The 25316-nt window shown below is 71.8% G+C and carries 28 protein-coding genes; 7 read left to right on the top strand and 21 right to left on the bottom strand.

Features of this window, described 5'->3' with window-relative positions; all coding sequences use genetic code 11:
• Positions 1–19 precede the first annotated feature (19 nt).
• The 6 genes from ACH4YP_RS31230 to ACH4YP_RS31205 are packed head-to-tail and all read left to right on the top strand — an operon-like array spanning position 20 to position 7241.
• Entirely contained in the window at positions 20–1033 is a 1014-nt protein-coding gene (locus tag ACH4YP_RS31230; protein WP_361058580.1) for an ADP-ribosylglycohydrolase family protein, read from the top strand.
• Positions 952–2424 carry an ADP-ribosylglycohydrolase family protein gene (locus tag ACH4YP_RS31225; RefSeq protein ID WP_398494300.1) on the top strand — a complete coding sequence of 491 codons (1473 nt, stop codon included), beginning with the start codon at positions 952–954 and terminating at the stop codon, positions 2422–2424. The genes ACH4YP_RS31230 and ACH4YP_RS31225 overlap by 82 nt, the downstream gene beginning before the upstream one ends.
• 7 nt (positions 2425–2431) lie before the next feature.
• Complete coding sequence (locus ACH4YP_RS31220) at positions 2432–3577, top strand: ADP-ribosylglycohydrolase family protein (protein WP_398493958.1); 1146 nt, start codon at positions 2432–2434, stop codon at positions 3575–3577.
• A complete protein-coding gene (locus ACH4YP_RS31215) occupies positions 3574–5124 on the top strand; it encodes an ADP-ribosylglycohydrolase family protein (RefSeq protein ID WP_398493956.1) in 1551 nt (516 codons plus the stop codon). Before ACH4YP_RS31220 ends, ACH4YP_RS31215 begins: the two co-directional genes overlap by 4 nt.
• A 48-nt stretch (positions 5125–5172) precedes the next feature.
• The gene (locus tag ACH4YP_RS31210; protein WP_361062621.1) at positions 5173–6381 is read left to right on the top strand and encodes a CoA transferase; all 1209 of its coding nucleotides are present in this window, start codon (positions 5173–5175) and stop codon (positions 6379–6381) included.
• Positions 6378–7241, top strand: coding sequence for an HpcH/HpaI aldolase/citrate lyase family protein (locus tag ACH4YP_RS31205; protein ID WP_398493954.1), 864 nt, complete (start codon positions 6378–6380; stop codon positions 7239–7241). Before ACH4YP_RS31210 ends, ACH4YP_RS31205 begins: the two co-directional genes overlap by 4 nt.
• A gap of 67 nt (positions 7242–7308) precedes the next feature.
• Here ACH4YP_RS31205 and lgt read toward each other — a convergent pair whose 3' ends face one another.
• From lgt to hisI, 11 genes are all read right to left on the bottom strand, one after another.
• On the bottom strand, positions 7309–8388 hold the full coding sequence (gene lgt, locus ACH4YP_RS31200) for a prolipoprotein diacylglyceryl transferase (RefSeq protein WP_398493952.1): 1080 nt from the start codon (positions 8386–8388) through the stop codon (positions 7309–7311).
• Positions 8389–8539: 151 nt separating this feature from the next.
• The gene (locus ACH4YP_RS31195; RefSeq protein WP_398493950.1) at positions 8540–9313 is read right to left on the bottom strand and encodes a DsbA family protein; all 774 of its coding nucleotides are present in this window, start codon (positions 9311–9313) and stop codon (positions 8540–8542) included.
• 148 nt (positions 9314–9461) lie between these two features.
• Entirely contained in the window at positions 9462–10277 is an 816-nt protein-coding gene (gene trpA / locus ACH4YP_RS31190; protein ID WP_398493948.1) for a tryptophan synthase subunit alpha, read from the bottom strand.
• Positions 10274–11566 (bottom strand): tryptophan synthase subunit beta, encoded by a 1293-nt coding sequence (gene trpB, locus ACH4YP_RS31185; RefSeq protein ID WP_361062636.1) that lies wholly within the window; start codon positions 11564–11566, stop codon positions 10274–10276. The genes trpA and trpB overlap by 4 nt, the downstream gene beginning before the upstream one ends.
• A 177-nt stretch (positions 11567–11743) precedes the next feature.
• Positions 11744–12031 (bottom strand): tryptophan biosynthesis modulator TrpM, encoded by a 288-nt coding sequence (trpM, locus tag ACH4YP_RS31180; RefSeq protein ID WP_361062638.1) that lies wholly within the window; start codon positions 12029–12031, stop codon positions 11744–11746.
• A gap of 8 nt (positions 12032–12039) precedes the next feature.
• Positions 12040–12849, bottom strand: coding sequence for an indole-3-glycerol phosphate synthase TrpC (gene trpC / locus ACH4YP_RS31175; protein ID WP_361062641.1), 810 nt, complete (start codon positions 12847–12849; stop codon positions 12040–12042).
• Positions 12850–13016: 167 nt separating this feature from the next.
• Positions 13017–13475: a DUF2752 domain-containing protein gene (locus ACH4YP_RS31170; RefSeq protein ID WP_398493946.1), complete on the bottom strand. Its 459-nt coding sequence runs from the start codon at positions 13473–13475 to the stop codon at positions 13017–13019.
• 117 nt (positions 13476–13592) lie between these two features.
• On the bottom strand, positions 13593–13832 hold the full coding sequence (locus tag ACH4YP_RS31165; protein ID WP_361062647.1) for an HGxxPAAW family protein: 240 nt from the start codon (positions 13830–13832) through the stop codon (positions 13593–13595).
• A gap of 122 nt (positions 13833–13954) precedes the next feature.
• On the bottom strand, positions 13955–14596 hold the full coding sequence (locus ACH4YP_RS31160; RefSeq protein ID WP_398493945.1) for a TIGR02234 family membrane protein: 642 nt from the start codon (positions 14594–14596) through the stop codon (positions 13955–13957).
• A gap of 125 nt (positions 14597–14721) precedes the next feature.
• On the bottom strand, positions 14722–16215 hold the full coding sequence (locus tag ACH4YP_RS31155) for an anthranilate synthase component I (RefSeq protein ID WP_398493944.1): 1494 nt from the start codon (positions 16213–16215) through the stop codon (positions 14722–14724).
• Positions 16216–16226: 11 nt separating this feature from the next.
• Positions 16227–16673 carry a phosphoribosyl-AMP cyclohydrolase gene (hisI, locus tag ACH4YP_RS31150; RefSeq protein WP_361062657.1) on the bottom strand — a complete coding sequence of 149 codons (447 nt, stop codon included), beginning with the start codon at positions 16671–16673 and terminating at the stop codon, positions 16227–16229.
• 84 nt (positions 16674–16757) lie between these two features.
• On the opposite strand from hisI, the gene ACH4YP_RS31145 reads away from it, so the two are divergent.
• The gene (locus ACH4YP_RS31145; RefSeq protein WP_359852816.1) at positions 16758–17393 is read left to right on the top strand and encodes a TIGR03085 family metal-binding protein; all 636 of its coding nucleotides are present in this window, start codon (positions 16758–16760) and stop codon (positions 17391–17393) included.
• Positions 17394–17414: 21 nt separating this feature from the next.
• Here ACH4YP_RS31145 and ACH4YP_RS31140 read toward each other — a convergent pair whose 3' ends face one another.
• The 10 genes from ACH4YP_RS31140 to hisD form a co-directional block, all read right to left on the bottom strand.
• On the bottom strand, positions 17415–18665 hold the full coding sequence (locus tag ACH4YP_RS31140; RefSeq protein ID WP_398493942.1) for an MFS transporter: 1251 nt from the start codon (positions 18663–18665) through the stop codon (positions 17415–17417).
• Between the two features lie 40 nt (positions 18666–18705).
• Positions 18706–19293 carry an ArsR/SmtB family transcription factor gene (locus ACH4YP_RS31135; protein ID WP_398493941.1) on the bottom strand — a complete coding sequence of 196 codons (588 nt, stop codon included), beginning with the start codon at positions 19291–19293 and terminating at the stop codon, positions 18706–18708.
• Between the two features lie 154 nt (positions 19294–19447).
• A complete protein-coding gene (hisF, locus tag ACH4YP_RS31130) occupies positions 19448–20203 on the bottom strand; it encodes an imidazole glycerol phosphate synthase subunit HisF (protein ID WP_189840332.1) in 756 nt (251 codons plus the stop codon).
• Complete coding sequence (locus tag ACH4YP_RS31125; RefSeq protein WP_398493940.1) at positions 20200–20598, bottom strand: RidA family protein; 399 nt, start codon at positions 20596–20598, stop codon at positions 20200–20202. Before ACH4YP_RS31125 ends, hisF begins: the two co-directional genes overlap by 4 nt.
• A complete protein-coding gene (gene priA, locus ACH4YP_RS31120; RefSeq protein ID WP_398493939.1) occupies positions 20595–21329 on the bottom strand; it encodes a bifunctional 1-(5-phosphoribosyl)-5-((5-phosphoribosylamino)methylideneamino)imidazole-4-carboxamide isomerase/phosphoribosylanthranilate isomerase PriA in 735 nt (244 codons plus the stop codon). The genes ACH4YP_RS31125 and priA overlap by 4 nt, the downstream gene beginning before the upstream one ends.
• 3 nt (positions 21330–21332) lie before the next feature.
• Positions 21333–21983: an imidazole glycerol phosphate synthase subunit HisH gene (hisH, locus tag ACH4YP_RS31115; protein WP_361062671.1), complete on the bottom strand. Its 651-nt coding sequence runs from the start codon at positions 21981–21983 to the stop codon at positions 21333–21335.
• The gene (locus ACH4YP_RS31110) at positions 21974–22138 is read right to left on the bottom strand and encodes a hypothetical protein (RefSeq protein ID WP_361062674.1); all 165 of its coding nucleotides are present in this window, start codon (positions 22136–22138) and stop codon (positions 21974–21976) included. The genes hisH and ACH4YP_RS31110 overlap by 10 nt, the downstream gene beginning before the upstream one ends.
• A 4-nt stretch (positions 22139–22142) precedes the next feature.
• Complete coding sequence (gene hisB / locus ACH4YP_RS31105) at positions 22143–22745, bottom strand: imidazoleglycerol-phosphate dehydratase HisB (protein ID WP_200398856.1); 603 nt, start codon at positions 22743–22745, stop codon at positions 22143–22145.
• The gene (locus ACH4YP_RS31100; protein WP_398493936.1) at positions 22742–23857 is read right to left on the bottom strand and encodes a histidinol-phosphate transaminase; all 1116 of its coding nucleotides are present in this window, start codon (positions 23855–23857) and stop codon (positions 22742–22744) included. The genes hisB and ACH4YP_RS31100 overlap by 4 nt, the downstream gene beginning before the upstream one ends.
• On the bottom strand, positions 23854–25176 hold the full coding sequence (gene hisD, locus ACH4YP_RS31095) for a histidinol dehydrogenase (RefSeq protein ID WP_398493935.1): 1323 nt from the start codon (positions 25174–25176) through the stop codon (positions 23854–23856). Before hisD ends, ACH4YP_RS31100 begins: the two co-directional genes overlap by 4 nt.
• Positions 25177–25316 lie beyond the last annotated feature (140 nt).

Here is a 25316-nt window from a genome sequence, read left to right as displayed (position 1 = left end):
GTGATGGAGAGGCACCGTCATGGCTTCGATTGCCTGCGTTCCCTCGGTCCCGGCCCCCGGGGACGCCGCCGGTCTCCGCGACCGGGCGCGCGGCGCGCTGCTGGGACTCGCCGTCGGTGACGCGCTGGGGGCGCCCGCCGAGAACATGAAGCCGTCCGAGATCCGCGCACGCTGGGGCCGCATCACGGGGTACGTGACCGAGACTCCGGCCGGCACGGACGACACGGAGTACGCGATCTTCTCGGGGCTGCTCCTGGCCCGGCACGGTTCGGCGCTCACACCCCGGCATGTGGAGGCGGCCTGGCACCACTGGATCGCCGACCTGGACGAGGGTCCCTTCCGGGGCGCGGGCTTCAGCGAGCGGGGCACGCTGGAGAACCTGCGGCGGGGCCTGGCCGCCCCGATCTCCGCCCAGCACCGGCACGCCTGGAGCGACGGCCTCGCCATGCGCGCGGCCCCCTTCGGCGTCTTCGCGGCGGGCCGCCCCGCGGAGGCCGCCCGCCTGGTGGCCATCGACGGTTCGGTGAGCCACGACGGTGAGGGCATCTACGGCGGCCAGGCGGTCGCGGCGGGAGTGGCCGCGGCGATGGCGGGCGCCCCGACGATGGTGGTGGTCGCCTCGGCCCTGGCGGTGATCCCCGACGACTCCTGGACGGCCCGTTCGCTGCGCCGCGCCGTCGCCTGCGCCCACCGCGGCGAACGCGCCGTCCGCTCCGCCGTCGTCATCGGCGGCTACCCCTGGACCGACCTCGCCCCCGAGGCCGTCGCCCTGGCCTTCGGCGCGTACGCCGCCGCCGACGGCGACTTCACGGAAGCGGTACTGACCGCCGTGAACATGGGCCGCGACGCCGACACCACGGCAGCGGTGGCGGGCGCCCTGGCCGGCGCGACGAAGGGCGTCTCGTCGATCCCTCCCACCTGGTCCGCGGCGATCGGCCCGGCAAAAGGCAGCTGCCTCCCATCCATGCGCGGCCACCACATCCTGGACGTGGCGGACCTCCTGACCCCGGACGAGGACGAGGTACCCCAGTGAAACCAGAACTGCTGAACGACCCGAACGAGGGCGCCCCGTCAGGCGCGCAAGGAACGGCACACCCAGCCGCCCCTTCAGGGGCGCGGGGAACTGCGCACCCAGCCCCGACGAACCCGCACATCACACTCCGGACCCCAGCCGATTCAGGGGCGCGGGGAACTGCGCACTCAGCCCCCACCGACCCGCACCTCACACCCCGGCCCCCCACCCCCTCAGGGGCGCGGGGAACTGCGCACCCAGCCGCAACGGACCCGCACATCGCAATCCGGACCGACACCCCGAGGCGAATCGAAGGCCTCCTGCTGGGCCTGGCCGCAGGCGACGCCGCAGGCTGGCCCGCCGCCAGACACCGAGCCGCCCGCATGCCGGAGTGGACCAGGCGCCTCACCCGCGAACTGGACACCTTCGCCGAACAGAACGCGACCACCACCCTCCCCGTCCCCATCGCCCTGAACCAACCCCCGGAACCCCTACGCCTCGGCCCCTCGGACGACGCCGAGTGGGCGGCCTTCGCGGCGGAGGCGGTCCTACGCGCCACCGACCCCGGCGCACTCGGCGACCTGAGCCGAGAACGCCGCATGCGCGCGGCCATCGACCTGTCCTGGAACGCCGTCGCCAGCGAAGTCGCCGCGGCGGCCGACCGCGCCCCCGAGGTCGAGTCGGCCGTACTCCCCCTGCGCGCCCGCATCTCCGTACGGGCCGGTCTCGGCAACCTGGCCACCGGCCTGCGCCCGCCCGCCACCGGCCACGACAACCCCCACTACTTCGACGACGCGGCCTGCGTACGGGCCTGCGTGCTGGCCGTGGCCCACGCCGGGGACCCCCGACTCGCAGCGGAACTCGCCGAGTTCGACGCCCGCTACACCCAGGACGGCGACGGGGTGCACGGCGCCCGCGCGATGGCGGCGGCACTCGCGCTCGCGCTGGCCGGCGAGGACGCCGACACCTGCGTGGCAGCCGCGCTCGCCGAACTCCCGGAGTCCACGGAGATCGGCCGCAACGCCCGCCACGCGCTGGCGCTCGCCCGCGAGGCCGACAGCGCCTTCAGCCTCGTACCCCTCCTGGAGCACCAGATCGTCGACCACGTCTACAGCTACGGAATCGCCGCCGCCGAGACCGTCCCGGTGGCCCTGGCCCTCGCGACCGCCTCGCACGGCCGGATCGCCGAGGCGGTACCCGCCGCCGCGTGTCTGTCCCGGGTCGCGGACTCGGCCCCCGCTCTCGCCGGCGCGCTGACCGGCGCGATCGGCGGCGGAGCGGCGATCCCCGCCTCCTGGCGCGACGCGTGCCGGACGCTCTCGGGCTGCGCGCTCCCCCGCCTGACCGGCACGGACCTGGTGGAACTCGCCGAACTCCTGGCAGCCACGGAACTGGCCCTCTCAGGGGGATGATTCGGACATGACGCCCACCGCACCCGCAACTCTGGAAGAACGGATCACCCGCAGCCTCGTGGGAGCCGCCGTCGGCGACGCGCTCGGCGGCCCCGTCGAGGGCTACTCCCCCGAGCAGATCGCCGAACGCCACGGCGGCCGGGTCCACGGCATCGTCGGCCCCTGGAACGGCGACGACTGGCGCACGGCCCGCCCCATCGCCCCGTACCACAAGGGCGACGGCCACGTCACCGACGACACCTTGATGACCCACGCGCTGGTACGGGTGTACGCGAAGGTCCGCGACCACCTGGACGCGTACGCCGTCGCCGACCACCTGGTCCCCGACCTGATGACGACACCGCGCTGGATCCCGGAACTGGAGGCCGAGGCGCTACCCCTCCACCGGATCTTCCTGGCGGAGAAGTGGCTGGTGACAAGGATCCACTACGGCCACGCGGACCCCCGCGAAGCCGGCACCGGCAACATCGTCAACTGCGGTGCGGCGATGTACATGGCCCCGGTCGGCCTGGTCAACGCGGCCAACCCGGCGGGCGCGTACGCCGAGGCCCTCGACATCGCGGGCGCCCACCAGTCGTCGTACGGACGAGAGGCCGCGGGCGTGTTCGCGGCGGGGGTGGCGGCAGCCTGCACACCCGGCGCGACCCCGGACTCGGTGGTCGAAGCGTGCCTCTCCCTGGCGAAGGACGGCACACGGGCGGCCATCGAAACGGTCTGCGACACGGCGTCGCGCTACTCGGACTTCGAGTCGGCACTACGCCCCCTGCGCGAGGCGGTGGCGCCCTACGACACGGTCGGCCCCGACTACCGCACCCCGTCCCTGGGCGCCCGCCGCCCCTCCCGCATCCACTCCATCGAGGAACTCCCGGTCGCCCTCGCCATGTTGCTCATCTCCCGCAGCGACTACCGGCACGCGGTCCTCGGCTCGGTGAACTACGGCCGCGACTGCGACTCGATCGCCACGATGTCCGGCGCCCTCGCGGGCGCCCTCGGTGCGGAGATCCCGCCCGACTGGGCCAAGACGGTGGCGGAGTCCAGTCGCCTGGACCTGGAGGCCCCCGCGACGACGCTCACAGAGGTGACCCGCGAGATCTTCACCCGCGACACCACCCGCCGCCGTACCCACGAGACGGCCTACGCGGAGCTGTCATGACCCCCCTCCGCCTGACCTGGGTCCAGCCGGAGGACCTCCTGGGCCACGAACTCCACCAGGCAAGCCAGGACGGCCGCGAACCATCGGCCATCGCCGCCCGCTGGCACAGGGCGGGCGGCCCCCAGTCCCCCCAACGAGCAGGCGCCTCCTCCCAACCGGCCTCCCCTTACCTACGGGCCCTGGCCCAAGACCTCCTGGACGAACTGGCAGACCTACCAAGCAGGTTGAAGGACAAGGAGCCAACAGCCCTGCCCAGGATCCGAGCTCTCTGCCCCAACTGGCCCACAACGGTCGGCGGCACCACGCTTACCGCTGTGGGCAATCGTTCCGCTGGGGCGATGGGGGTCCCCCCACTTGAGCGAAGCCGAGAGTGGGGGAGGGTGGGCACAGCGGACCTCAGCAGCACAGCCGGGGGCCTGGGGGCAGCGCCCCCAGTTTCGGGAAGGGGTGGGTCTGGGGAAGAAGAAACATCCCTGCCCCCCACCACACTCCACCCCCGCCTGGAAGCAGCCTGGCTGGGCAGAGCCGCAGGCTGCCTCCTCGGCAAACCAGTGGAGAAACTCCCCCTGGACGGCATCCGCCAACTCGCCAGAGCCACCGGCAACTGGCCCCTCACCACCTGGTTCACAGAACGAGGCCTCCCACCGGACCTCAAGGCCACCCACCCCTGGAACCGCCGCTCCGCCCCCACCTCCCTCGCCGAGAACATCGACGGCATGCCGGAGGACGACGACCTCAACTACCCCCTCCTGAACCTCCTGCTCCTCCAACGCCACGGCAGGCACTTCACCACCGCGGACGTGGCCCGCCTCTGGCTGGACGAACTCCCCGCGGGCCGCACGTTCACCGCGGAGCGAGTCGCCTACCGCAACCTCCTCGACGGCATCGAACCCCCGCACACGGCCCGACACCGCAACCCGTTCCGCGAGTGGATCGGCGCCCTGATCCGCGCGGACGCCCACGGCTGGACGAACCCAGGCGCCCCGGCGACGGCGGCGGAACAGGCCCACAGGGACGCCACCCTCACCCACACCGCCAACGGCGTCTACGCGGCGATGTTCACGGCGGCGGCCATCGCCGAGGCGGCCACCGGCACGAGCGACATCCACGCCTGCCTCCGCATGGGCCTCACCGTCGTACCCCCCGAGTCCCGCCTCGCCGAAGCCGTCCGCCACGGGATCCAACTGGCCACGGAACACCGGGACTTCGACACGATCGTCGACGAACTGCACACCACCCACGCCGAGTACCACTGGGTCCACGCCGTCCCCAACACGGCCCTGCTCGCCGCCGCCCTCACCCACGCGGACGGCGACTTCTCGGCGTCCATCTGCCGTGCCGTGTCGGGCGGTTGGGACACGGACTCGAACGGCGCGACGACCGGCTCGATCACAGGCCTGCTCGCGGGCGCCCCCGAAGCGATCCCGTCCCGCTGGACGACCCCGCTCAAGAACCGACTGGCCACATCCATCGGCGACTTCAACGGCACGGGCTTCGACACCCTCGCCGACCTGACAGCCCAACTGGCGACCAGGCCGACCACCTAGCCAAACCCCTCCCGATCGTCCCCACCCCCACCAGGAGTCCCCCCACCCATGACCCACACCGCCGTGACCGCACCGGCACCCCTCACCGGCCTCCACGTCCTCGACCTCGCCACCCTCTTCGCCGGCCCCCTCGCCGCCACGATGCTCGGCGACTTCGGCGCGGAGGTCATCAAGGTCGAGCACCCCCGCAGACCGGACCCGTCCCGCGGCCACGGCCCGTCGAAGAACGGCATCGGCCTGTGGTGGAAACTCCTCGGCCGCAACAAACGCACGATGACGCTGGACCTCTCCACGAACGGCGGCCGGGACACCCTCCTCCGCCTGGCCGCCTCCACCGACGTGATCGTCGAGAACTTCCGCCCCGGAACCCTGGAGAAGTGGGACCTCGGCTGGGAGGAACTGTCGGCGGTGAACCCCCGTCTGGTCCTGGCCCGCGTCACCGGCTTCGGCCAGTTCGGCCCGTACGCGCACCGCCCCGGCTTCGGCACGCTCGCCGAGGCGATGAGCGGTTTCGCCGCGATCACCGGCGAACCGGACGCCCCGCCGACCCTCCCGCCCTTCGGCCTCGCCGACTCGATCGCGGGCCTGGCCACGGCGTACGCGGTGATGACGGCCCTCGCCGCCCGCGACCGCACGGGCCGCGGGCAGGTCGTCGACATGGCGATCATCGAGCCGATCCTCACGGTGCTGGGCCCGCAGCCGCTCTGGTACGACCAGTTGGGCCACGTACAGCCCCGCACGGGCAACCGCTCCCAGAACAACGCGCCCCGCAACACCTACCGCACCGCGGACGGCAGTTGGGTCGCCGTATCGACCTCGGCCCAGTCGGTCGCCGAACGCGTGATGCGCCTGGTCGGCCGCCCGGACCTGACCGCCGAACCGTGGTTCACCACCGGCGCGGAACGGGCCCGCCACACGGACGTCCTCGACGAGGCGGTCGGATCGTGGATCGCCCGCCACACCCGCGAGGAGGTCATCGCGGAGTTCGAGAAGGCGGAGGCGGCGGTGGCCCCCATCCAGGACGTACGCGACGTCATGACGGACCCTCAGTACGCCGCCCTCGACACGGTAACCACCGTCGACGACCCCGAACTGGGCCCGCTGCGCATGCAGAACGTCCTCTTCCGCCTCACCGACACCCCCGGCGGAATCCGCTGGGCGGGCCGCCCGCACGGCGCCGACACGGACACCGTCCTCGCCGAACTCGGCCTGACGGAGGCCGAGATCACCACACTGAGAGCGGAGGGCGCCCTGTGACCACGGAGGCCACCGGAGTCCCAGGAGCAACCGACGCGTTCCCTCTCACCTGGCTGTACGTCCCCGGCGACCGCCCGGAAGTGGTGGCGAAGGCCCTGGTCGCCGGCGCCGACGTGGTCGTCGTCGACCTGGAGGACGCGGTCGCCCCCGACCGCAAGGAGTACGCCCGCGCCGCCACCGCCGACCTCCTGTCCGAGCGGTCCCCGCTCCCCGTTCCGGTGCACGTCCGTGTCAACGCCCCGGACAGCCCGGAGTCCGCCACCGACCTCCGGACCCTCGCCACGCTCCCGGCCCTGTCGAACCTCTCGGGCATCCGCCTGCCCAAGGTCACGGCCCCCGCCCAGGTCGTACGTACGGCGGACAGGGCCCCGCACATCCCCCTGTACGCCCTCCTGGAATCGGCCCTCGCCGTCGAGCACGCCTACGCGATCGCCACCGCCCACCCCGCCCTGCGCGGCATCTCGCTCGGTGAGGCCGACCTCCGGGCCGACCTCGGCGTACGCGACGACACGGGCCTCGACTGGCCCCGCTCCCGAGTGGTCCTGGCCGCCCGGGCGGCGAACCTTGCCCCGCCGCCCCAGTCCGTCCACCCCGACGTGCGCGACCTCACCGGTCTGGCCGCGTCCTGTGCCCACGGCCGCGAGCTGGGCTTCCTCGGCCGCGCCGCCATCCATCCCCGCCAGCTCCCGGTGATCGAGACGGCCTACCTCCCGACCCCGGAGGACATCGAATCGGCCGAGTCGGTCGTCAAGGCCGCGGCCACCCACCCCGGCGCCCAGGCCCTCCCGGACGGCCGCTTCATCGACGCGGCGGTGGTGGCGGCGGCCCACCGCACCCTGGCACTGGCCCGCCGCCGCTAGTCGTGCGCACACGCGTGGAGGGGGCGCCCCGATCACTCGGTGCGCCCCCTCCACGTACGAACTGACGTCAGGCCTTGTTCGCCGACCCGGCTTCGTCCTTCGCCTCGGCCTCGGCCGTCTCCTTCTCGTCCTTGTTCTCGTCCTTGTCCTTGTTCTCGTCCTTGTTCTCGGCCTCGGCCTTCTCAGCGTCGGACTTCTTGGACTCGGAGTCGCCGTCGGACTTCTTGCCCTCGGACTTCTTGCCCTCGGAGTCCTTGTCCTTGGAGTCCGTGTCCTCGGAGTCCTTGTCCAGCTTCACCGCGGCGCCGTCGTCGTCGGTGTCCCCGTCGGAGGCACCCGGTTCGACGACCTCTTCGCGTCCCGGACGGAGCCGGGCCGACAGCACGATGTAGAGGACGGCGAGGAGGAAGACCACGATCGAGGTCCACTCGTTGAGGCGCATCCCCAGGAAGTGGTGGGCCTCGTCGACCCGCATGGCCTCGATCCAGAAGCGGCCCGCGCAGTACGCGGCCACGTACAGGGCGAAGGCGCGGCCGTGGCCGAGCTTGAAGCGTCGGTCGGCCCAGATGACGAGAACCGCGACACCGATGCACCACAGCGACTCGTACAGGAAGGTCGGGTGGTAGTAGCCCGGCACCCGGCCGTCCGTCGAGGACGTGATGTGCAGCGCCCAGGGGAGGTCCGTCTCCCGCCCGTACAGCTCCTGGTTGAACCAGTTGCCCCAGCGGCCGATGGCCTGCGCGAGGGCGATGCCGGGCGCGAGGGCGTCGGCCCACGCGGGCAGTGGGACCCCACGGCTGCGGCAGCCGATCCAGGCACCCACCGCGCCGAACGCGATGGCGCCCCAGATACCGAGGCCGCCCTCCCAGATCTTGAAGGCGTCTACCCAGTCCTGACCCTCGCTGAAGTACAGCTGGTAGTCGGTGATGACGTGGTACAGCCGCCCGCCGACGAGGCCGAACGGCACGGCCCACACGGCGATGTCCGCCACGGTGCCTGGTCGGCCCCCGCGCGCGATCCATCGCCTGTTGCCGAGCCAGACGGCTACGAAGACGCCGATGATGATGCAGAACGCGTAGCCGCGCAGCGGAATGGGGCCGAGGTGCAGCACACCGCGCGACGGGCTGGGGATATAGGCAAATTCCATGGCAGGGTCGACGCTACCTTGCCGGGCGGCACGTACGGCAACCCGCCCGGGCTACGGCTCCATAACGAGACCGACGGAACCCGCGGGGCCCCCGGGGCGAATGTGACACCCGCGAAGCGCCGCACGGCCCACCGGCCTCATGATCTGCGACTCACGCCTTGTCGGCCTGCCGCACCAGCTGCTTCAGCTTCGCCGGGGTCATCGACTGGTCCTGGTAGATGTTCTTGCCGTTCAGCAGCACCGTCGGCGTGCCGCTGAAGCCGCCGCCCTGGAACGCCTGGTGGGACTTGGCGACCCAGCTGTCGTGCGCGCCGTCGTCGACGCACTTCTTGAACGGGCCGGTGTCCAGCCCGTCGACCTTGCCGGCCAGCTCGGTCAGCTTGCTGTTCTTCGCGTACGCGTCGTCCGTTTCGGCGGGCTGGTTCTCGAAGAGCACGTCGTGGTACGCGGGGAACTTCCCGGCGTCCTGGGCACACGCCGCGGCGTTGGCCGCGCGCAGGGAACCGCTGCCGCCCATGTTGCCGTCGATCAGGGTCGCGAGGTGGTACTCGACCTTGAGCTGTCCGGCGTCCGTCAGCTCGTGGATCGTCGAGCGGTAGGCGTCCTCGAAGCTCTTGCAGGCCGGGCAGCGGAAGTCCTCCCACACGGTGAGAGTGGACTTGGCGCTCTCCTTGCCGACGGGGATGGCGAGGCTGTCGTCGCCGTTCGCCCCCGACGGGGCCGTCACCGGGCCCGCCGTGTCGGTCTTGTCGTTGCCCGCGTTCGCGGCCAGGACACCGCCGACCGCGGCCAGTGCCAGCACGCAGACGACGGCACCGCCCACGATCAGCACGCGCCGGCGCTTCTCCGCCGTCTTCTGCTTCGCTCGCTCTTCCGCCAGCCGCTCGCGGGCGGTGCGCTTTCCGTCACGGTTCTTCTCGCTCACATCCCGCAGAACGAACCGGGGAGGCGCACCGCGCCTCCCCGGCCCCAGGTCCACCCGTTCGAGTGAGCGGATTGTCCGTTACGTACACGTAGGGCTGGTACATGCACGACTGGTACGTGAACGGCTGTTCGTCACGCGGTGCCGCTCGTCAGGCCGTGCCGCGCACACCCTTCGCGAGGTCGGCGGCGAGGGCGCGTACGGCGTCCAGGCCCGCGGCCTCGTCCGGGGCGTCCAGCATCCGCTTCACGAAGGCCGAGCCGACGATGACGCCGTCGGCGAAGCCGGCGACCTCGGAGGCCTGCACGGCGTTCGAGACGCCGAGGCCGACACAGACGGGGATGTCGGTGGTGGCCTTGGTGCGCCGCACCAGGTCCTGGGCCTGCGCGCCCACGGACTCACGCGTCCCGGTGACGCCCATCAGCGAGGCCGCGTAGACGAAGCCGGAGCCCGCCTTCGTGATCTCGGCGAGCCGGGCGTCCTTGCTGCTGGGCGCGACGACGAAGACGGTCGCGAGGCCGTGCTTCTCGGCGTGCTCCCTCCACAGCGCGGACTCCTGCACGGGCAGGTCGGGCAGGATGCAGCCCGCCCCGCCCGCCTCGGCCAGTTCCGCGGTGAAGCGCTCGACGCCGTAGCGGTCGATGGGGTTCCAGTACGTCATCACGAGGACGGGCCTGCCGGTCGCCTCGTACGCCTCGCGGACCGTGCGCATGACGTCCGCGATCTTGACGCCGCCGCGCAGGGCGATGTCGTCGGCGGTCTGGATGACCGGTCCGTCGAGGACGGGGTCGCTGTGCGGCAGCCCGACCTCGACGATGTCCGCGCCGCCCTCGAAGACGGCCTTGATGGCCGCGATCCCGCCGTCGACGGTCGGGAAGCCGGCCGGCAGGTACGCGATGAGCGCGGACCGCCCCTCCGCCTTCGCACCGGCGAGGGTGTCGCTCAACAGCTGGATGTTGCCGCTCACTTGGCGTCCCCCTCGATCTCCGCGCCGTCGCTGTCGGCGTCCGCCTCGACGACGGCGTCGGCGCCCTCGTCGTACAGGCCGAAGTAACGCGCGGCCGTGTCCATGTCCTTGTCGCCGCGCCCGGAGAGGTTGACGACGATCAGCCCGTCGGGCCCGAGCTCCTTGCCGACCTCCAGGGCGCCCGCCAGCGCGTGCGCGCTCTCGATGGCCGGGATGATGCCCTCGGTACGGGAGAGCAGGCGCAGGGCCTGCATCGCCGCGTCGTCGGTGACGGCGCGGTACTCGCCACGGCCGCTGTCCTTGAGGTACGCGTGCTCGGGGCCGATACCCGGGTAGTCGAGTCCGGCCGAGATCGAGTACGGCTCGGTGATCTGGCCCTCCTCGTCCTGGAGGACGTACGAGCGCGAGCCGTGCAGGATGCCGGGCTCGCCCGCGGTGAGGGTGGCCGCGTGCTCGCCGCTCTCGATGCCGTGTCCGGCGGGCTCGCAGCCGATGAGGCGTACGTCCGCGTCCGGGATGAAGGCGTGGAAGAGGCCGATGGCGTTCGAGCCGCCGCCGACACAGGCGACGGCCGCGTCGGGGAGACGGCCCGCGCGCTCCAGGATCTGCCGCCTGGCCTCGACGCCGATGACGCGGTGGAAGTCGCGGACCATGGCCGGGAAGGGGTGGGGTCCGGCGACGGTCCCGAAGAGGTAGTGGGTGCGGTCGACGTTGGCGACCCAGTCGCGGAAGGCCTCGTTGATGGCGTCCTTCAGCGTGCGGCTGCCGGACTTCACGGCGATGACCTCGGCGCCGAGCATGCGCATCCGGGCCACGTTCAGGGCCTGGCGCTGGGTGTCGATCTCGCCCATGTAGATGGTGCATTCGAGGCCGAACAGCGCGCAGGCGGTGGCCGTGGCGACGCCGTGCTGGCCCGCGCCGGTCTCGGCGATGACCCGGGTCTTGCCCATGCGCCGGGTGAGCAGGGCCTGCCCGAGCACGTTGTTGATCTTGTGGGAGCCGGTGTGGTTCAGGTCCTCGCGCTTGAGGAACACCCGGGCGCCACCGGCGTGTTCGGCGAAGCGCCGCACCTCGGTGAGGGAGCTGGGGCGGCCGGTGTAGTGGACGAGCAGGTCGTCCAGTTCCCGGGCGAACTCGGGGTCGGACTTCGCCTTGTCGTACTCCACGGCGACCTCGTCCACGGCGGCGACCAGCGCCTCCGGGATGAATTTCCCGCCGAAGGCGCCGAAGTACCCCTCGGCGCTGGGGATTTGACCCTCGGGGTCGGGAATGAAGAACTCACTGGGCATGCGGTTACCTCGCAGGGGCGAAAGCCCCGGTCAACAGGTCGGATGGACGGTCCCGTGTGCGCCACGGCCGCCGACGGTTCGCTCATGTGGAGGCGTACCACCCCCCGCCGCGACGGCGCGAGGCCCCACGTCGGTCATCGGTGGTGATCGGCGGTGCCGGACCGGGCCGTGCCCCCGTCAGGAGACGGGGCGGAGCCCACTGTCGGCGGTGGCGCGTGCGCGCCGGCGCCATCGCATGCCGTTGACCTGGCCGGGCTCGTCACCGATGACGTACCGGACCCGGCGTCCGTGCACGCGGCGTGCGGGCGCCCGGCAGCCGCGCGGACGGCAGCCGCGGGCAAGCCGGGCGTAGGGGCCACGGGCCACCGAAGGGCCCGCGGCGGCCGACCGTACGCTCGCCGGACCGCCGTCGGGGCCGGGGCCCGGACGGGTGGTCGTGGCGGCGAGGGAACGGCCGGCGTACATCGGGAGCGTCAGCCCCGTCCGTGCCGCAGCGCGGGATGGGCTCCCGCGGCAACCAGGTCGGAGACGGCCGTCTTCGGGTCCCGGCCGGTGACCAGGGACTCGCCGACCAGCACGGCGTCGGCGCCCGCGTTGGCGTACGCGATGAGGTCGTGCGGGCCGCGGACGCCGGACTCGGCGATCTTCACGATGTGCGCGGGGATCTCGGGTGCGACGCGCTCGAAGGTGCCGCGGTCGACCTTGAGGTCCTTGAGGTTGCGCGCGTTGACGCCGATGACCTTCGCTCCGGCGTCCACCGCCCGCTCGACCTCGTCCTCGTCGTGCACCTCGACGAGCGGGGTGAGCCCGATGGACTCGGCGCGCTCGATGAGGGACTCCAGGGCGGGCTGGTCGAGGGCGGCCACGATGAGCAGCGCGAGGTCCGCGCCGTACGCCCGGGCCTCCCACAGCTGGTAGGAGGTGACGATGAAGTCCTTGCGCAGCACCGGGATGTCGACCCGGGCGCGGACGGCCTCCAGGTCGGCCAGCGAACCGCCGAAGCGGCGCTGCTCCGTGAGGACGGAGATGACGGCCGCGCCGCCCGCCTCGTAGTCGGCGGCGAGTGCGGCGGGGTCGGCGATCGCGGCGAGCGCGCCCTTGGACGGGCTGGAGCGCTTGACCTCGCAGATGACCTTGACGCCGTCACCGCGCAGGGCCGCGACACCGTCCTTGGCAGCCGGGGCCGTCGCGGCGCGCTCCTTGAGCTCGTCGAGGCTGACGCGCGCCTGCCGCTCCGCGAGGTCGGCACGGACTCCGTCGATGATCTCGTCGAGCACACTCACGCGAGCGGCCCCCTTCCCTGACGGTGAACGGTTGAAGCGGTTCTGCGGTTGACCCGGGTTTCGTCGCAGCGGATGAAACCGGTGGTCACTGCGATGGTATCCGGAGGAGGGCTTAGGCCTCACATCCGGTTGACGCCGGTCCCACTACCTGGACGTTCCCCGATTGATCAAGGGTGCAGCCAGCCACCGAACGGCAGGTTCCGGACAACCGTGAAGACCAGCAGCAACGCGCCCAGGCCCCACAGGACGGACGGCCTGGGATCGATGCGCAGCGGCCGCCCCCGGACCGTACGGATCACCCAGACGGTCCACACGACGGCGAACACCAGATACCCCACGACGGCGACCGCGTTGGCCCCGAGCGCCGCCACGAGGTCCCCGTGCGCGACGGCGTGCGCGCTGCGCAGTCCGCCGCAGCCGGGGCAGTACACGCCGGCGTACTGGAGCAGCGGACAGGCGGGGTAGTGCCCCGGTTCGTTCGGATCGACGGCCCCCACGTACGCGAAGGCGCCGGCCACGGCCGCGAGGATCCCGCCGGGCACGAGGAGCCGCCGCGCCACGGACCCCTGCGGTACGGATCCGGGAGCGGGCGTCACCCTCTGGGTTTCGGCGTTCACCCCACGCATTCTGCCGCGCCGGGGCGCACACCGCACATATGCCCGTACGCGAGGGAGCGCGTCCGTACGTGAAAGAGGCGGGCCCGGCGATCGAGGCCGGCCCCGCCTCTCAGCACACGTGAAGGATCAGCTCTCGGCGGACGCGGACGCCACCTGGTGGGTCCGGGGGGCGGCCTTCTGCTTGCCCAGGCCCGCCGCGCGCATGGCCATACCGACCACGCCACCGAGGGCCACGACGACCATGCCGGCCCAGAAGCCCAGCGGGTTGGCCATCACCATGAAGGCACCGGAGACGCAGAAACCGATGACGGCGATGATGACGCCGGTCCAGGCGGCCGGAGTGTGACCGTGGTTGGTGCCCGCCATGACTTAGCTCCTCATGATCTGTGTTGCTCTGTGCGTGTGTGAGTCGGACGCTCACCGACCATTGTCCCGCACGCGCGCGTGCGGCCTGCGCGGGGGTGCCGCGCCCGTTGACCCACGGAGTACTAGGCGCCCGTGGGGTCCTCGCCCCGGTCCAGCGCCTTCCAGATCTCCTCGGGCCGGTCGGGGGCGGCCGGGACCCGGGTCTTGCGCGGCCGGGGGGTGCCGTCACGCTCGTACCGCCCCGACATGGCCGGCCACAGCCGCCCGTACCGCAGGGCGAGGAGCCCGGCGAGCAGCAGCAGTAGGCCTCCCGCCGCGGCCACGTACGGCCAGGCGGTGTGGGTCATGGCGTCCACGGTCGCCCCGCTGTCGCCGGAGGCCTGCGCCGCCTTCTCGTCGAGCGCGGACGTGTCGGAGGCGCCGAGGAGCGCCGAGACGACGGTGCCCGCGCCGGAGAGCGCGAGGAGCCCGGCGACCAGGAAACGGCCGGCGCGGCGGACGGCGAAGACGGCGACGAGAGCGGCGAGGCCCACTATGGCGAGGGACGCGGGCACGCCCGTCACATCGCCGCCCTTGGCGCTCAGCGGGAAGTCGCCGCCGGCCACCGTCGCGGTGCCCTCCGACCAGCCCTGCCGTGAGGCGAGCAGCGCGACGACCGCGCCGAGCGCGCCGAACAGCAGGGCGAGGGCGAGGCTTCGGCGGCCGGACCTGGCGGGTCCGGGGGCTTCGGATCGGGGGTGCGGAACAGCAGTCACGTACTCCACTATCGCCTGAACCCCGGGCGAACCGTCACCCGGGGTTCACGTGACTCACGTCCCACTGTCCGCGTACGTCGTCCGCGTACGTCCGGCTGTACGGCCGTTTCCCGCGGTCCGGGACGATGTGCGCCCTACGGTCGTCCGAGCCGGTTCGCCGTGTGGACCGCGCGCAGGACCGCCGCCGCCTTGTTGCGGCACTCGGTGTCCTCGGCGACGGGGTCCGAGTCGGCGACGACTCCGGCGCCGGCCTGCACATACGCCGTGCCTTCGCGGAGCAGGGCCGTCCGGATGGCGATGGCGGTGTCGGAGTCGCCCGCGAAGTCGAGGTAGCCGACGCAGCCGCCGTACAGCCCGCGCCGCGAGGGCTCCAGTTCGTCGATGATCTGCATCGCGCGGGGCTTGGGGGCTCCGGAGAGGGTGCCCGCGGGGAAGCAGGCGGTGAGTACGTCGAAGGCCGTACGCCCCTCGGCCACCCGGCCCGTGACCGTGGACACGATGTGCATGACGTGCGAGTACCGCTCGATGGACATGAAGTCGACGACCTCGACGGAGCCGGGCTCGCAGACCCGCCCCAGGTCGTTGCGCCCCAGGTCGACGAGCATCAGGTGCTCGGCGCGCTCCTTGGGGTCGGCGATCAGCTCGTCGGCGAGGGCCTGGTCCTCCTGGACGGTGGCGCCGCGCGGCCGGGTGCCCGCGATGGGGTGCACCATCGCCTGCCCGTCCTCGACCTTGACCAGGGCCTCCGGGGAGGAGCCCACGACGTCGAAGCCGTCGAAGCGGAAGAGATACATGTACGGGGACGGGTTGGTGGCCCGCAGCACCCGGTACACGTCCAACGCGCTTGCCGTGCACGGTGTTTCGAAGCGCTGGGAGGGGACGACCTGGAAGGCCTCGCCGGCCCGGATGCGCTCCTTGATGTCCTCGACGGCGACCTGGTAGTCGGGGCCGCCCCACAGCGCGGTGTACTCGGGAAGCTCGGACGGCGGGAGCGCGGCCGGCGGCTGTGAGACGAACCGCGAGAGGTCGGCCTCCATGGCGTCGAGACGGGCCACCGCGTCCACGTACGCCTCGTCGACGCCCGTGTCGAGGTCGTTGTGGTTGATCGCGTTGGCGATCAGCAGGACCGAGCCGTCCCAGTGGTCCATGACCGCGAGGTCGCTGGTGAGCAGCATGGTGAGCTCGGGCAGTTTCAGGTCGTCGCGCTCGCCGGGGCCGATCTTCTCCAGGCGGCGGACGATGTCGTACCCGAGGTAGCCGACCATGCCGCCGGTGAAGGGCGGCAGTCCCTGGTCGTGGGCGAGGTCGTGGGGCGTGTGGAGGGCCTCGATGGTGGCGCGCAGGGCGGCGAGGGGGTCGCCGTCGGCCGGGACGCCCACGGGCGGCGTGCCCAGCCAGTGGGCCTGACCGTCGCGCTCGGTGAGGGTGGCGGCGGAGCGGACGCCCACGAAGGAGTAGCGGGACCACGAGCGGCCGTTCTCCGCGGACTCCAGGAGGAAGGTGCCGGGGCGCTCGGCGGCGAGCTTGCGGTAGAGCGCGACGGGCGTGTCGCCGTCCGCGAGGAGCTTGCGGCTGACGGGGATGACACGCCGGTCGGTGGCCAGCTTGCGGAAGGTCTCGAGGTCCATGGCGGCTGACCTTACTGATCCACGGCCGGTACGCCGGAATCGGCGCCCTCGGTGTCGGCAGCGCCCTCGGTGCCGATGGCGTCCTCGGCGTCCTTGAGGAGCACGTCGGCGTCGAAGCAGGTGCGGTCGCCGGTGTGGCAGGCGGCGCCCACCTGGTCGACCTTGACGAGCACGGTGTCCGCGTCGCAGTCGAGGGCGACGGACCTGACCCACTGGAAGTGACCGGAGGTGTCGCCCTTGACCCAGTACTCCCGGCGGCTGCGCGACCAGTAGGTGCACCGGCCGGTCGTCAGCGTGCGATGCAGTGCCTCGTCGTCCATCCAGCCGAGCATCAGCACCTCTCCGGTGTCGTACTGCTGGGCGATGGCGGGGACGAGCCCGTCGGCGCTGCGCCTGAGGCGTGCGGCGATCTCGGGATCCAGGCTGCTGGGCCTGCTGGACTGGGGCGTGCTGGTCATGACGACCATTGTGCCGCGCCGGTCCGACACTCCTGTGCCCTTGTCCACTGGGCGGACCCCGCGGGCAGTCGTAGGCTTGCTGACATGTCGACCCATGCCAAGCGTGAACGACTTCTCCTCGCCGATCTGTTGGAGACGGAGGGCCCGGACGCCCCCACTCTGTGCGAGGGCTGGAACACCCGTGATCTCGCCGCGCACGTGGTCGTGCGCGAGCGCCGCCCGGATGCCGCGGGCGGCATCCTGATCAAGCAGCTCGCCGCACGCCTCGACCGGGTGATGGCCGAGTTCACCGAGAAGCCGTACGAGGAGCTGATCCAGCTCATCCGTACGGGGCCGCCGCGCTTCTCGCCCTTCTCCCTCAAGCAGATCGACGAGGCGTCCAACGCGATCGAGTTCTACGTCCACACCGAGGACGTACGCCGTGCCCAGCCCGACTGGGTTCCGCGCGAGCTCGACTCCGTCTTCCAGGACGCCCTGTGGTCCCGTCTGGAGCGCGGGGCCCGCCTCATGGGCCGCGGCGCCCCCACCGGCCTGGTGCTCCGCCGCCCGGACGGCCAGACGGCGGTCGCCCACCGGGGCACGCCGGTCGTCACGGTCACGGGCGAGCCGTCCGAACTCGTCATGTTCGTGCACGGCCGCCAGAACGCCGCGGACGTGGAACTGGAGGGCGACAAGGACGCGATCGCCAAGCTGCACGAGGCGAAGCAGCTGGGCATCTGAACATCCGCTTCGGGGGTCCGGCTACTTCGGGAGTTCGGCCCGGCGGAGGTCGCGTACGCACAGCGCGAGCACCCCGCCGAGGCCGCACACGGCCGCGCTGACGACGAAGACCGGGCCCGTGCCCCACGCGCCGATCGCGGCGGCGGACACCGGCATGCTGAGCGGGGCGAGGCCGAGGCTGACGATGCCGGACACCGAGCTGACCCTGCCCAGGTAGGCGGGGTCGGTCCGGGTCTGCAGCAGCGCGCCGCACAGGGCGCCGCTGAGGCCCGTGAGCAGGCCGATGAGGACGGCGACGCCCGCGGCCGCGAAGACGTTCGGCACGTGGGCCAGGGCGCCGATCGCGACCGAGCCCGCCAGGATCGTCACCGCCATGACGCGTCCGGCGTGCGGAAGCCCCCCGCGTACGGCGAGCAGCAGCGCGGCGGCGCCCGCGCCGACGCCGAACCCGGCGAGCACCCAGCCCACCCCCGCGGCTCCCCAGCCGCGCTCGTCGGCGAGCAGGGTCAGCCCCACGTTGAGCGGGCCGACGAAGCCGAGGTCCCCGAGGGCGATGGCGACGAGCAGCGGGGCGAGGACACGGTGGCGGCGGATGTAGCGCAGCCCGTCGCGGAGGTCGCTCCAGGCGGTGGGGCGCTCGGTGGCCCTGTCGTCCCCGGGGAGGTCGGCGACCCGCAGGGTGACCAGCAGGGGCACCGACACGGCGATCAGCAGCCCGGCCAGTCCGAAGGCCGCGGCCGGCCCGCCGAGTGCGATGCCCAGGCCGCCGAGCGGTGCGCCCACGACGTTGGCGAAGCGGATGGAGAGGCCGCGCATGCCCTGGACGCGGGTGAGCTGGTCGCGGCCGGTGATACGGGCCGGCAGGGCGCCCACCGCGGGCAGGAAGACGGCGTCGACCGTGCCGAAGACGAGGGCGAGCAGCGCCAGCGGCCACAGCCCGGGGGTCGTGGCGAAGAGCAGCGCTGCCACCGCGAGCACGGCCGCGCACCGCACGGCGTCACTGCCGATGACGACCTTCCGGGGCCCGAACCGGTCGGCCAGCACTCCCCCGCCGAGCATCAGCAGGGCGCGCGGCACGGCGCTCACGGCCGCCACGAGCCCCGCCTGCGCGGGCGTGCCCGCCTGGACGGCGGCCCAGGTCAGCGCGAGGTAGTAGATGTTGTCGCCGACCATGGACGCGGTGTAGGCGCCGAGCCAGCGCAGGACGTTCGGGTCGCGATGGGCGGGGCGCTCGGCGGCGAGCGGTGCGGATATCGCGGGGGTGACGGTCACGACGACGGCCTCTCTCGGGCGCGCGGGCGCGGGCGAACTCTCAGGTGCGGAACGGGAATCCGTACACGTGCAGCGCGACGTTCTCGCGCCCCTCGGTCGCGCCGGCGACCTCGGCGGCGCGGCCCTTCTCGTCGTACTTCCTGGCGAGGGCGAGCAACTCCTCACTGAGCTCGGCCAGTTCGGCGGAGGTCAGCCGCAGCAGCGACTCGTTGTCCGGCGCGGCGGAGTTCCACTCGGAGCCCCAGGTGGGGCGTTCGTCGAGGTAGCGGCGGTACATGTCGGCCCGCTGCTCGTGGAAGAGCCTGGTGGCCGCCAGATGCGCGGAGGCCCTCTCGGGTGCGTCCCGAAAGTCCTTGTCCCGGATACTCACGCCCTGCGAGGAGGGCTGCCACCAGCGCTCGCGGGCGTCCCCGCTCTGCGGCTCGGCGGCCTCGATCAGCCCGTGCTCGGCGAGCTTGCGCAGGTGGTAGCTGACCAGTGAGACCGCTTCGTCGACCTGCTCGGCGAGCTGGGACGCGGTGGCGGTGCGGGCCACGCACAGCCCTCGGTACAGCCGCATCCGCAGAGGGTGGGCCAGGGCCTTGAGGGTGCCCAGGTCCGTGATCGGGAGGTTCTCCGTACCGCTCATGCCATCACCGTAGATACGAAAGAAAAGTTGCGCAATATAAATTGCGCAACTTTTCTTTCTCTTCTCGCCACGAGTAAGCCCCGGCCACCAGGTGACCGGGGCTTACCGAACCTCTCCTGTGCGTGAACGAGTGCGTGAACGAGGCTCCGGGGCGTCACCGCACCGGATGCCCCGCCTCCCGCAACGCCTGCTTCACCTCGCCGATCCGCAGGTCGCCGAAGTGGAAGACGGACGCGGCGAGCACGGCGTCCGCGCCCGCGGCGACGGCCGGCGGGAAGTCGGCCAGCCGGCCCGCGCCGCCGGAGGCGATCACCGGCACCGTGACGTGCTTCCGTACGGCCTCGATCATCTCGATGTCGTAGCCGTCCTTCGTGCCGTCGGCGTCCATCGAGTTGAGCAGGATCTCGCCCGCGCCCAGCTCGGCGGCCCGGTGCGCCCACTCGACGGCGTCAAGGCCGGTGCCCTTGCGTCCGCCGTGGGTGGTGACCTCGAAGGTGCCCTCGGGGGTCCGGCGCGCGTCCACCGACAGGACCAGCACCTGCCGCCCGAACCGCTCGGCGATCTCCCGGATCAGGTCGGGGCGGGCGATGGCGGCCGTGTTGACGCCGACCTTGTCCGCGCCCGCCCGCAGCAGCTTGTCCACGTCCTCCGCGGTGCGGACACCGCCGCCCACGGTGAGCGGGATGAAGACCTGCTCGGCGGTGCGCCGCACCACGTCGTACGTGGTCTCGCGGTTGCCCGAGGACGCGGTGATGTCCAGGAAGGTCAACTCGTCGGCGCCCTCGGCGTCGTACACCTTGGCCATCTCGACGGGGTCGCCCGCGTCGCGCAGGTTCTGGAAGTTGACGCCCTTGACGACCCGGCCGTTGTCGACGTCCAGGCAGGGGATGACTCGTACGGCCAGGGTCATGACGCGGGCGCCTCTCGGTACGCCTCCACCTCGACCTCGACCACCAGACTGGGGTCCACGAGACCGGAGACGATGATCATGGATGCGGCGGGCCGGACGGAGTCGAACAGCTCCTTGTGGGCGCGTCCGACGTCCTCCACGTCGCGGGCGTGGGTCAGGTACATGCGCGTCCGTACGACGTCCTCGCGGCCCAGATCCAGCTGCTTCAGCGCCGCCAGCGCGACGTTGAACGCGTTGACCGCCTGCTCGTACGGACCGCCTCCGGCGATCTCGCCGTCCACTATCGACGTGCAGCCGGAGACCAGCACCAGCCCGTTCGGCAGCTCCACCGCGCGGGAGTACCCGAAGGCGTCCTCCCAGGGGGCTCCGGTCGAGACGCGTCGTAGATCACTCACTTGGCCACCGCCTCCAGGGCCTCTTCCAGGGTGAACGCCTTCGCGTACAGGGCCTTGCCGACGATCGAGCCCTCGACACCGAGGGGTACGAGCTCGGCGATGGCACGCAGGTCGTCCAGCGACGAGACCCCGCCGGACGCCACCACCGGGCGGTCGGTCGCCGCGCACACGTTCTTCAGGAGCTCCAGGTTCGGGCCCTGGAGCGTGCCGTCCTTCGCGATGTCCGTGACGACGTACCGCGCGCAGCCCTCCTTGTCGAGCCGCTCCAGCGTCTCGTAGAGGTCACCGCCGTCCCGGGTCCAGCCGCGGCCACGCAGGGTCGTGCCGCGTACGTCGAGGCCGACCGCGATCTTGTCGCCGTGCTCGGCGATGACCTTGGCGACCCACTCGGGGGTCTCCAGGGCCGCCGTGCCGAGGTTCACCCGGGTACAGCCGGTGGCGAGGGCCGCGGCGAGCGTGGCGTCGTCGCGGATGCCGCCGGACAGCTCCACCTTGATGTGCAGTTCCTTCATGCGTTCCGCGACCTCGCCGATCAGGGCACGGTTGTCGCCCGTGCCGAACGCGGCGTCCAGGTCCACGAGATGCAGCCACTCGGCGCCCGCCCGCTGCCAGGCGAGGGCCGCCTCCAGGGGCGAGCCGTACGAGGTCTCCGTACCGGACTCGCCGTGGACGAGGCGGACCGCCTGGCCGTCGCGGACGTCGACGGCGGGGAGGAGTTCGAGCTTGGCCATGGTCTACAGGGTTCCGATCCAGTTGGTGAGCAGCTGCGCTCCGGCGTCGCCGGACTTCTCGGGGTGGAACTGCGTGGCCCACAGAGCGCCGTTCTCGACGGCCGCGACGAAGGGCTTGCCGTGCGTCGACCAGGTGACGAGCGGTGCGCGCATCGCCGGGTTGGCGACTTCGAGGTTCCAGTCGTGGACGGCGTACGAGTGCACGAAGTAGAAGCGCGCGTCCGTGTCCAGGCCGGCGAAGAGCCGGGAGCCCGCCGGTGCCTCGACGGTGTTCCAGCCCATGTGGGGCACGATGTCGGCCTGCAGCGGCTCGACCGAGCCGGGCCACTCGTCGAGGCCCTCGGTCTCGACGCCGTGCTCGATGCCGCGCGCGAAGAGGATCTGCATACCGACGCAGATGCCCATGACCGGCCGGCCACCGGCGAGACGGCGGCCGACGATCCAGTCGCCGCGCGCCTCCTTCAGCCCCTGCATACAGGCGGCGAAGGCGCCGACGCCCGGCACCAGCAGGCCGTCCGCGTTCATGGCCTTGTCGAAGTCACGCGTTATCTCGACCTCGGCACCCGCGCGCGCGAGGGCGCGTTCCGCCGAGCGCACGTTCCCGAAGCCGTAGTCAAAGACGACTACTCGTTTGGAAGGGGAGCTCAATTCCACACCTCCAGCCTCAGGACGCCCGCGACCAGACACATGCCGGCGCCGATCGACAGCAGCACGATGAGACCCTTCGGCATCTGCTGCTTGACGAAGGAGTAGACACCGCCGAGCAGGAAGAGCCCGACGACGATGAGGATGGTGTTGAGGCCTGTCATGGCTTTACAGCGCGCCCTTCGTGGAGGGAAGGATTCCGGCGGCGCGCGGGTCGCGCTCGGAGGCGTACCGCAGGGCCCGGGCGAGCGCCTTGAACTGGCACTCCACGATGTGGTGCGCGTTGCGCCCGTACGGCACGTGGACGTGCAGGGCGATCTGGGCCTGCGCGACGAACGACTCGAAGATGTGCCGGGTCATCGTCGTGTCGTACTCGCCGATCATCGGCGCCATCTTCTCGGGCTCGGTGTGCACGAGGTACGGGCGGCCGGAGAGGTCGACGGTCACCTGGGCGAGCGACTCGTCCAGCGGGACCGTGCAGTTGCCGAAGCGGTAGATGCCCACCTTGTCGCCGAGCGCCTGCTTGAAGGCGGCGCCGAGCGCGAGGGCGGAGTCCTCGATGGTGTGGTGCGAGTCGATGTGCAGGTCGCCCTCGGTCTTCACGGTCAGGTCGAACAGACCGTGGCGGCCGAGCTGGTCGAGCATGTGGTCGTAGAAGCCGACGCCTGTCGACACATCGACCTTGCCGGATCCGTCGAGATCGATCTCGACGAGGACCGACGTCTCCTTCGTCACTCGCTCGACTCTTCCAACACGCCCGTCGCGGCTCATGCGCTCTGCTCCTTCTTCAGTTCACGTACCGCGTCGAGGAACGCGTCGTTTTCGGCGGGGGTTCCGGCAGAGACCCGCAGCCATCCGGGTACGCCGTTGTCCCGGACCAGGACGCCCCGGTCGAGGATCTTCTGCCAGGCGATGTGCGACCCGTTCTCGCCGTCGAACCGCCCGAACTGCACGAAGTTCGCGTCGGACTCGGTCACGTCGAAGCCGATCGCCCGCAGTTCGAGGACCAGCCGGTCCCGCTCGCTCTTCAGCTGCTCGACGTATCCGAGCAGGGTGTCGGTGTGCTCCAGGGCGGCCAGCGCGGTCGCCTGTGTGACGGCCGACAGGTGGTACGGCAGCCGTACGAGCTGGACGGCGTCCACGACCGCCGGGTGCGCGGCGAGATAGCCGAGGCGCAGCCCGGCCGCGCCGAACGCCTTCGACATGGTCCGCGAGACGACGAGATTCGGCCGATCTTCGAGCAGCGGCAGCAGCGAGTCGCCGTGGCTGAACTCGATGTACGCCTCGTCGACCACCACCATGGACGGCTTCGCCGCCTGCGCCGCCTCGTACAGCGCGAGGACCGTCTCGGGCGGAACCGCGTTGCCCGTGGGGTTGTTGGGGGTGGTGATGAAGACGACGTCGGGCTTGTTCTCGGCGATCGCCTGTACGGCAGCCGCGACGTCGATCGTGAAGTCCTCGTTGCGAGGGCCCGAGATCCATCCGGTGCCGGTGCCGCGCGAGATCAGGCCGTGCATCGAGTACGAGGGCTCGAAGCCGATCGCCGTGCGGCCGGGCCCGCCGAAGGTCTGCAGCAGCTGCTGGATGACCTCGTTCGAGCCGTTGGCCGCCCAGACGTTCTGGACGCCGACCGCGTGCTTGCCGGTCTTCGTCAGGTACTTGGCCAGCTCGGTGCGCAGCTCGACCGCGTCCCGGTCGGGATAGCGGTTGAGGTTCCGCGCGGCCTCCCGCACCCGCTCGGCGATCCGCTCGACGAGCGGCTCGGGCAGCGGGTAAGGATTCTCGTTCGTGTTCAGCCGTACGGGGACATCGAGTTGGGGCGCCCCGTACGGGGACTTGCCGCGCAGCTCGTCGCGTACGGGGAGGTCGTCGATGCCGGTCACTTGCTGGGTACCTTCCAGTCGAACCTTGCCTTGACGGCGGCACCGTGGGCAGGGAGGTCCTCGGCCTCGGCGAGCGCCACCACGTGGTGCGCCACCTCCGCGAGGGCGTCGCGCGTGTAGTCGACGATGTGGATCCCGCGCAGGAAGGACTGGACCGACAGACCCGAGGAGTGGCAGGCGCAGCCGCCGGTCGGCAGGACGTGGTTGGAGCCGGCCGCGTAGTCGCCCAACGAGACGGGCGCCCAGGGTCCGACGAAGACCGCACCGGCGTTGCGGACCCGGTCGGCGACGGCAGCCGCGTCCGCCGTCTGGATCTCCAGGTGCTCGGCGCCGTACGCGTTGACGACCCGCAGGCCCTCGTCCACGCCGTCGACCAGCACGATCGCGGACTGGCGGCCGGCGAGCGCCGGGAGGATCCGGTCCTCGATGTGCTTGGTGGCCGCGACCTGCGGCTCCAGCTCCTTGGCCACCGCGTCGGCCAGCGCGACCGAGTCTGTGACGAGGACGGCGGCGGCCAGCGGGTCGTGCTCGGCCTGGCTGATCAGGTCGGACGCGACGTGCACCGGGTCGGCGCTCTCGTCGGCGAGGATCGCGATCTCGGTCGGACCGGCCTCGGAGTCGATGCCGATCTTCCCCGTGAAGTACCGCTTGGCGGCGACGACCCAGATGTTGCCCGGGCCCGTGACCATGTTGGCGGGCGGGCAGGACTCGGTGCCGTACGCGAACATCGCGACGGCGGTAGCGCCACCGGCCGCGTACACCTCGTCGATCCCGAGCAGCGCGCAGGCGGCCAGGATCGTCGGGTGCGGCAGGCCGCCGAACTCGGACTGGGCGGGCGACGCGAGGGCGATCGACTCGACGCCCGCCTCCTGGGCCGGGACCACGTTCATGATCACGGACGACGGGTAGACGGACCTGCCGCCGGGCGCGTACAGCCCGACCCGGTCGACCGGCACCCACTTCTCGGTGACCGAGCCGCCGGGCACGACCTGGGTGGTGTGGGTGGTGCGGCGCTGCTCGCGGTGGACGGCACGGGTGCGGCGGATCGACTCCTCCAGGGCCGCGCGGACGGCCGGATCGAGCTGCTCCAGCGCCTCCGCGAGCGCCCGCGCCGGGACGCGGACGGACTCCAGGCGTACGCCGTCGAACTTCTCCGCGTAGTCGATCAGCGCCGCGTCTCCCCGATGATGCACGGCCTCGCAGATCGGACGCACCTTCTCCAGTGCGGCCGAAACGTCGAAGTCGGCTCGGGGCAGCAGGTCGCGCAGGGCGGAGCCCTCGGGGAGGGCGTCGCCGCGCAGATCGATTCGGGAGATCACGGGGTCAATTCTCTCAGACGGGGATCCGGCGCCGGACTGCTGTATCAATCGCTGATACGGGCTGTGGATCACCGAGCGGCACGTGGCCCGATTTCGTGCCTGGCACGGGTTCCGGAAGATCACCTTCACTAGCGGCGTTC

Origin of the sequence: Streptomyces sp. NPDC020747 (genome assembly GCF_044334695.1) — a bacterium.
GTDB lineage: Bacteria > Actinomycetota > Actinomycetes > Streptomycetales > Streptomycetaceae > Streptomyces.
Note: the sequence above shows the minus strand (reverse complement) of the source record. Positions and strands in the feature narration are given on the sequence as shown.

Coding starts and splice junctions, on each gene's coding strand:
- ACH4YP_RS31230 (WP_361058580.1), top strand. CDS start 20: ATGGCTTCGATTGCCTGCGTTCCCTCGGTCCCGGCCCCCGGGGACGCC.
- ACH4YP_RS31220 (WP_398493958.1), top strand. CDS start 2,432: ATGACGCCCACCGCACCCGCAACTCTGGAAGAACGGATCACCCGCAGC.
- ACH4YP_RS31215 (WP_398493956.1), top strand. CDS start 3,574: ATGACCCCCCTCCGCCTGACCTGGGTCCAGCCGGAGGACCTCCTGGGC.
- ACH4YP_RS31210 (WP_361062621.1), top strand. CDS start 5,173: ATGACCCACACCGCCGTGACCGCACCGGCACCCCTCACCGGCCTCCAC.
- lgt (WP_398493952.1), bottom strand. CDS start 8,388: ATGGAATTTGCCTATATCCCCAGCCCGTCGCGCGGTGTGCTGCACCTC.
- trpB (WP_361062636.1), bottom strand. CDS start 11,566: ATGCCCAGTGAGTTCTTCATTCCCGACCCCGAGGGTCAAATCCCCAGC.
- trpM (WP_361062638.1), bottom strand. CDS start 12,031: ATGTACGCCGGCCGTTCCCTCGCCGCCACGACCACCCGTCCGGGCCCC.
- ACH4YP_RS31170 (WP_398493946.1), bottom strand. CDS start 13,475: ATGCGTGGGGTGAACGCCGAAACCCAGAGGGTGACGCCCGCTCCCGGA.
- ACH4YP_RS31165 (WP_361062647.1), bottom strand. CDS start 13,832: ATGGCGGGCACCAACCACGGTCACACTCCGGCCGCCTGGACCGGCGTC.
- ACH4YP_RS31155 (WP_398493944.1), bottom strand. CDS start 16,215: ATGGACCTCGAGACCTTCCGCAAGCTGGCCACCGACCGGCGTGTCATC.
- hisI (WP_361062657.1), bottom strand. CDS start 16,673: ATGACCAGCACGCCCCAGTCCAGCAGGCCCAGCAGCCTGGATCCCGAG.
- ACH4YP_RS31145 (WP_359852816.1), top strand. CDS start 16,758: ATGTCGACCCATGCCAAGCGTGAACGACTTCTCCTCGCCGATCTGTTG.
- ACH4YP_RS31135 (WP_398493941.1), bottom strand. CDS start 19,293: ATGAGCGGTACGGAGAACCTCCCGATCACGGACCTGGGCACCCTCAAG.
- hisF (WP_189840332.1), bottom strand. CDS start 20,203: ATGACCCTGGCCGTACGAGTCATCCCCTGCCTGGACGTCGACAACGGC.
- priA (WP_398493939.1), bottom strand. CDS start 21,329: ATGGCCAAGCTCGAACTCCTCCCCGCCGTCGACGTCCGCGACGGCCAG.
- ACH4YP_RS31110 (WP_361062674.1), bottom strand. CDS start 22,138: ATGACAGGCCTCAACACCATCCTCATCGTCGTCGGGCTCTTCCTGCTC.
- hisB (WP_200398856.1), bottom strand. CDS start 22,745: ATGAGCCGCGACGGGCGTGTTGGAAGAGTCGAGCGAGTGACGAAGGAG.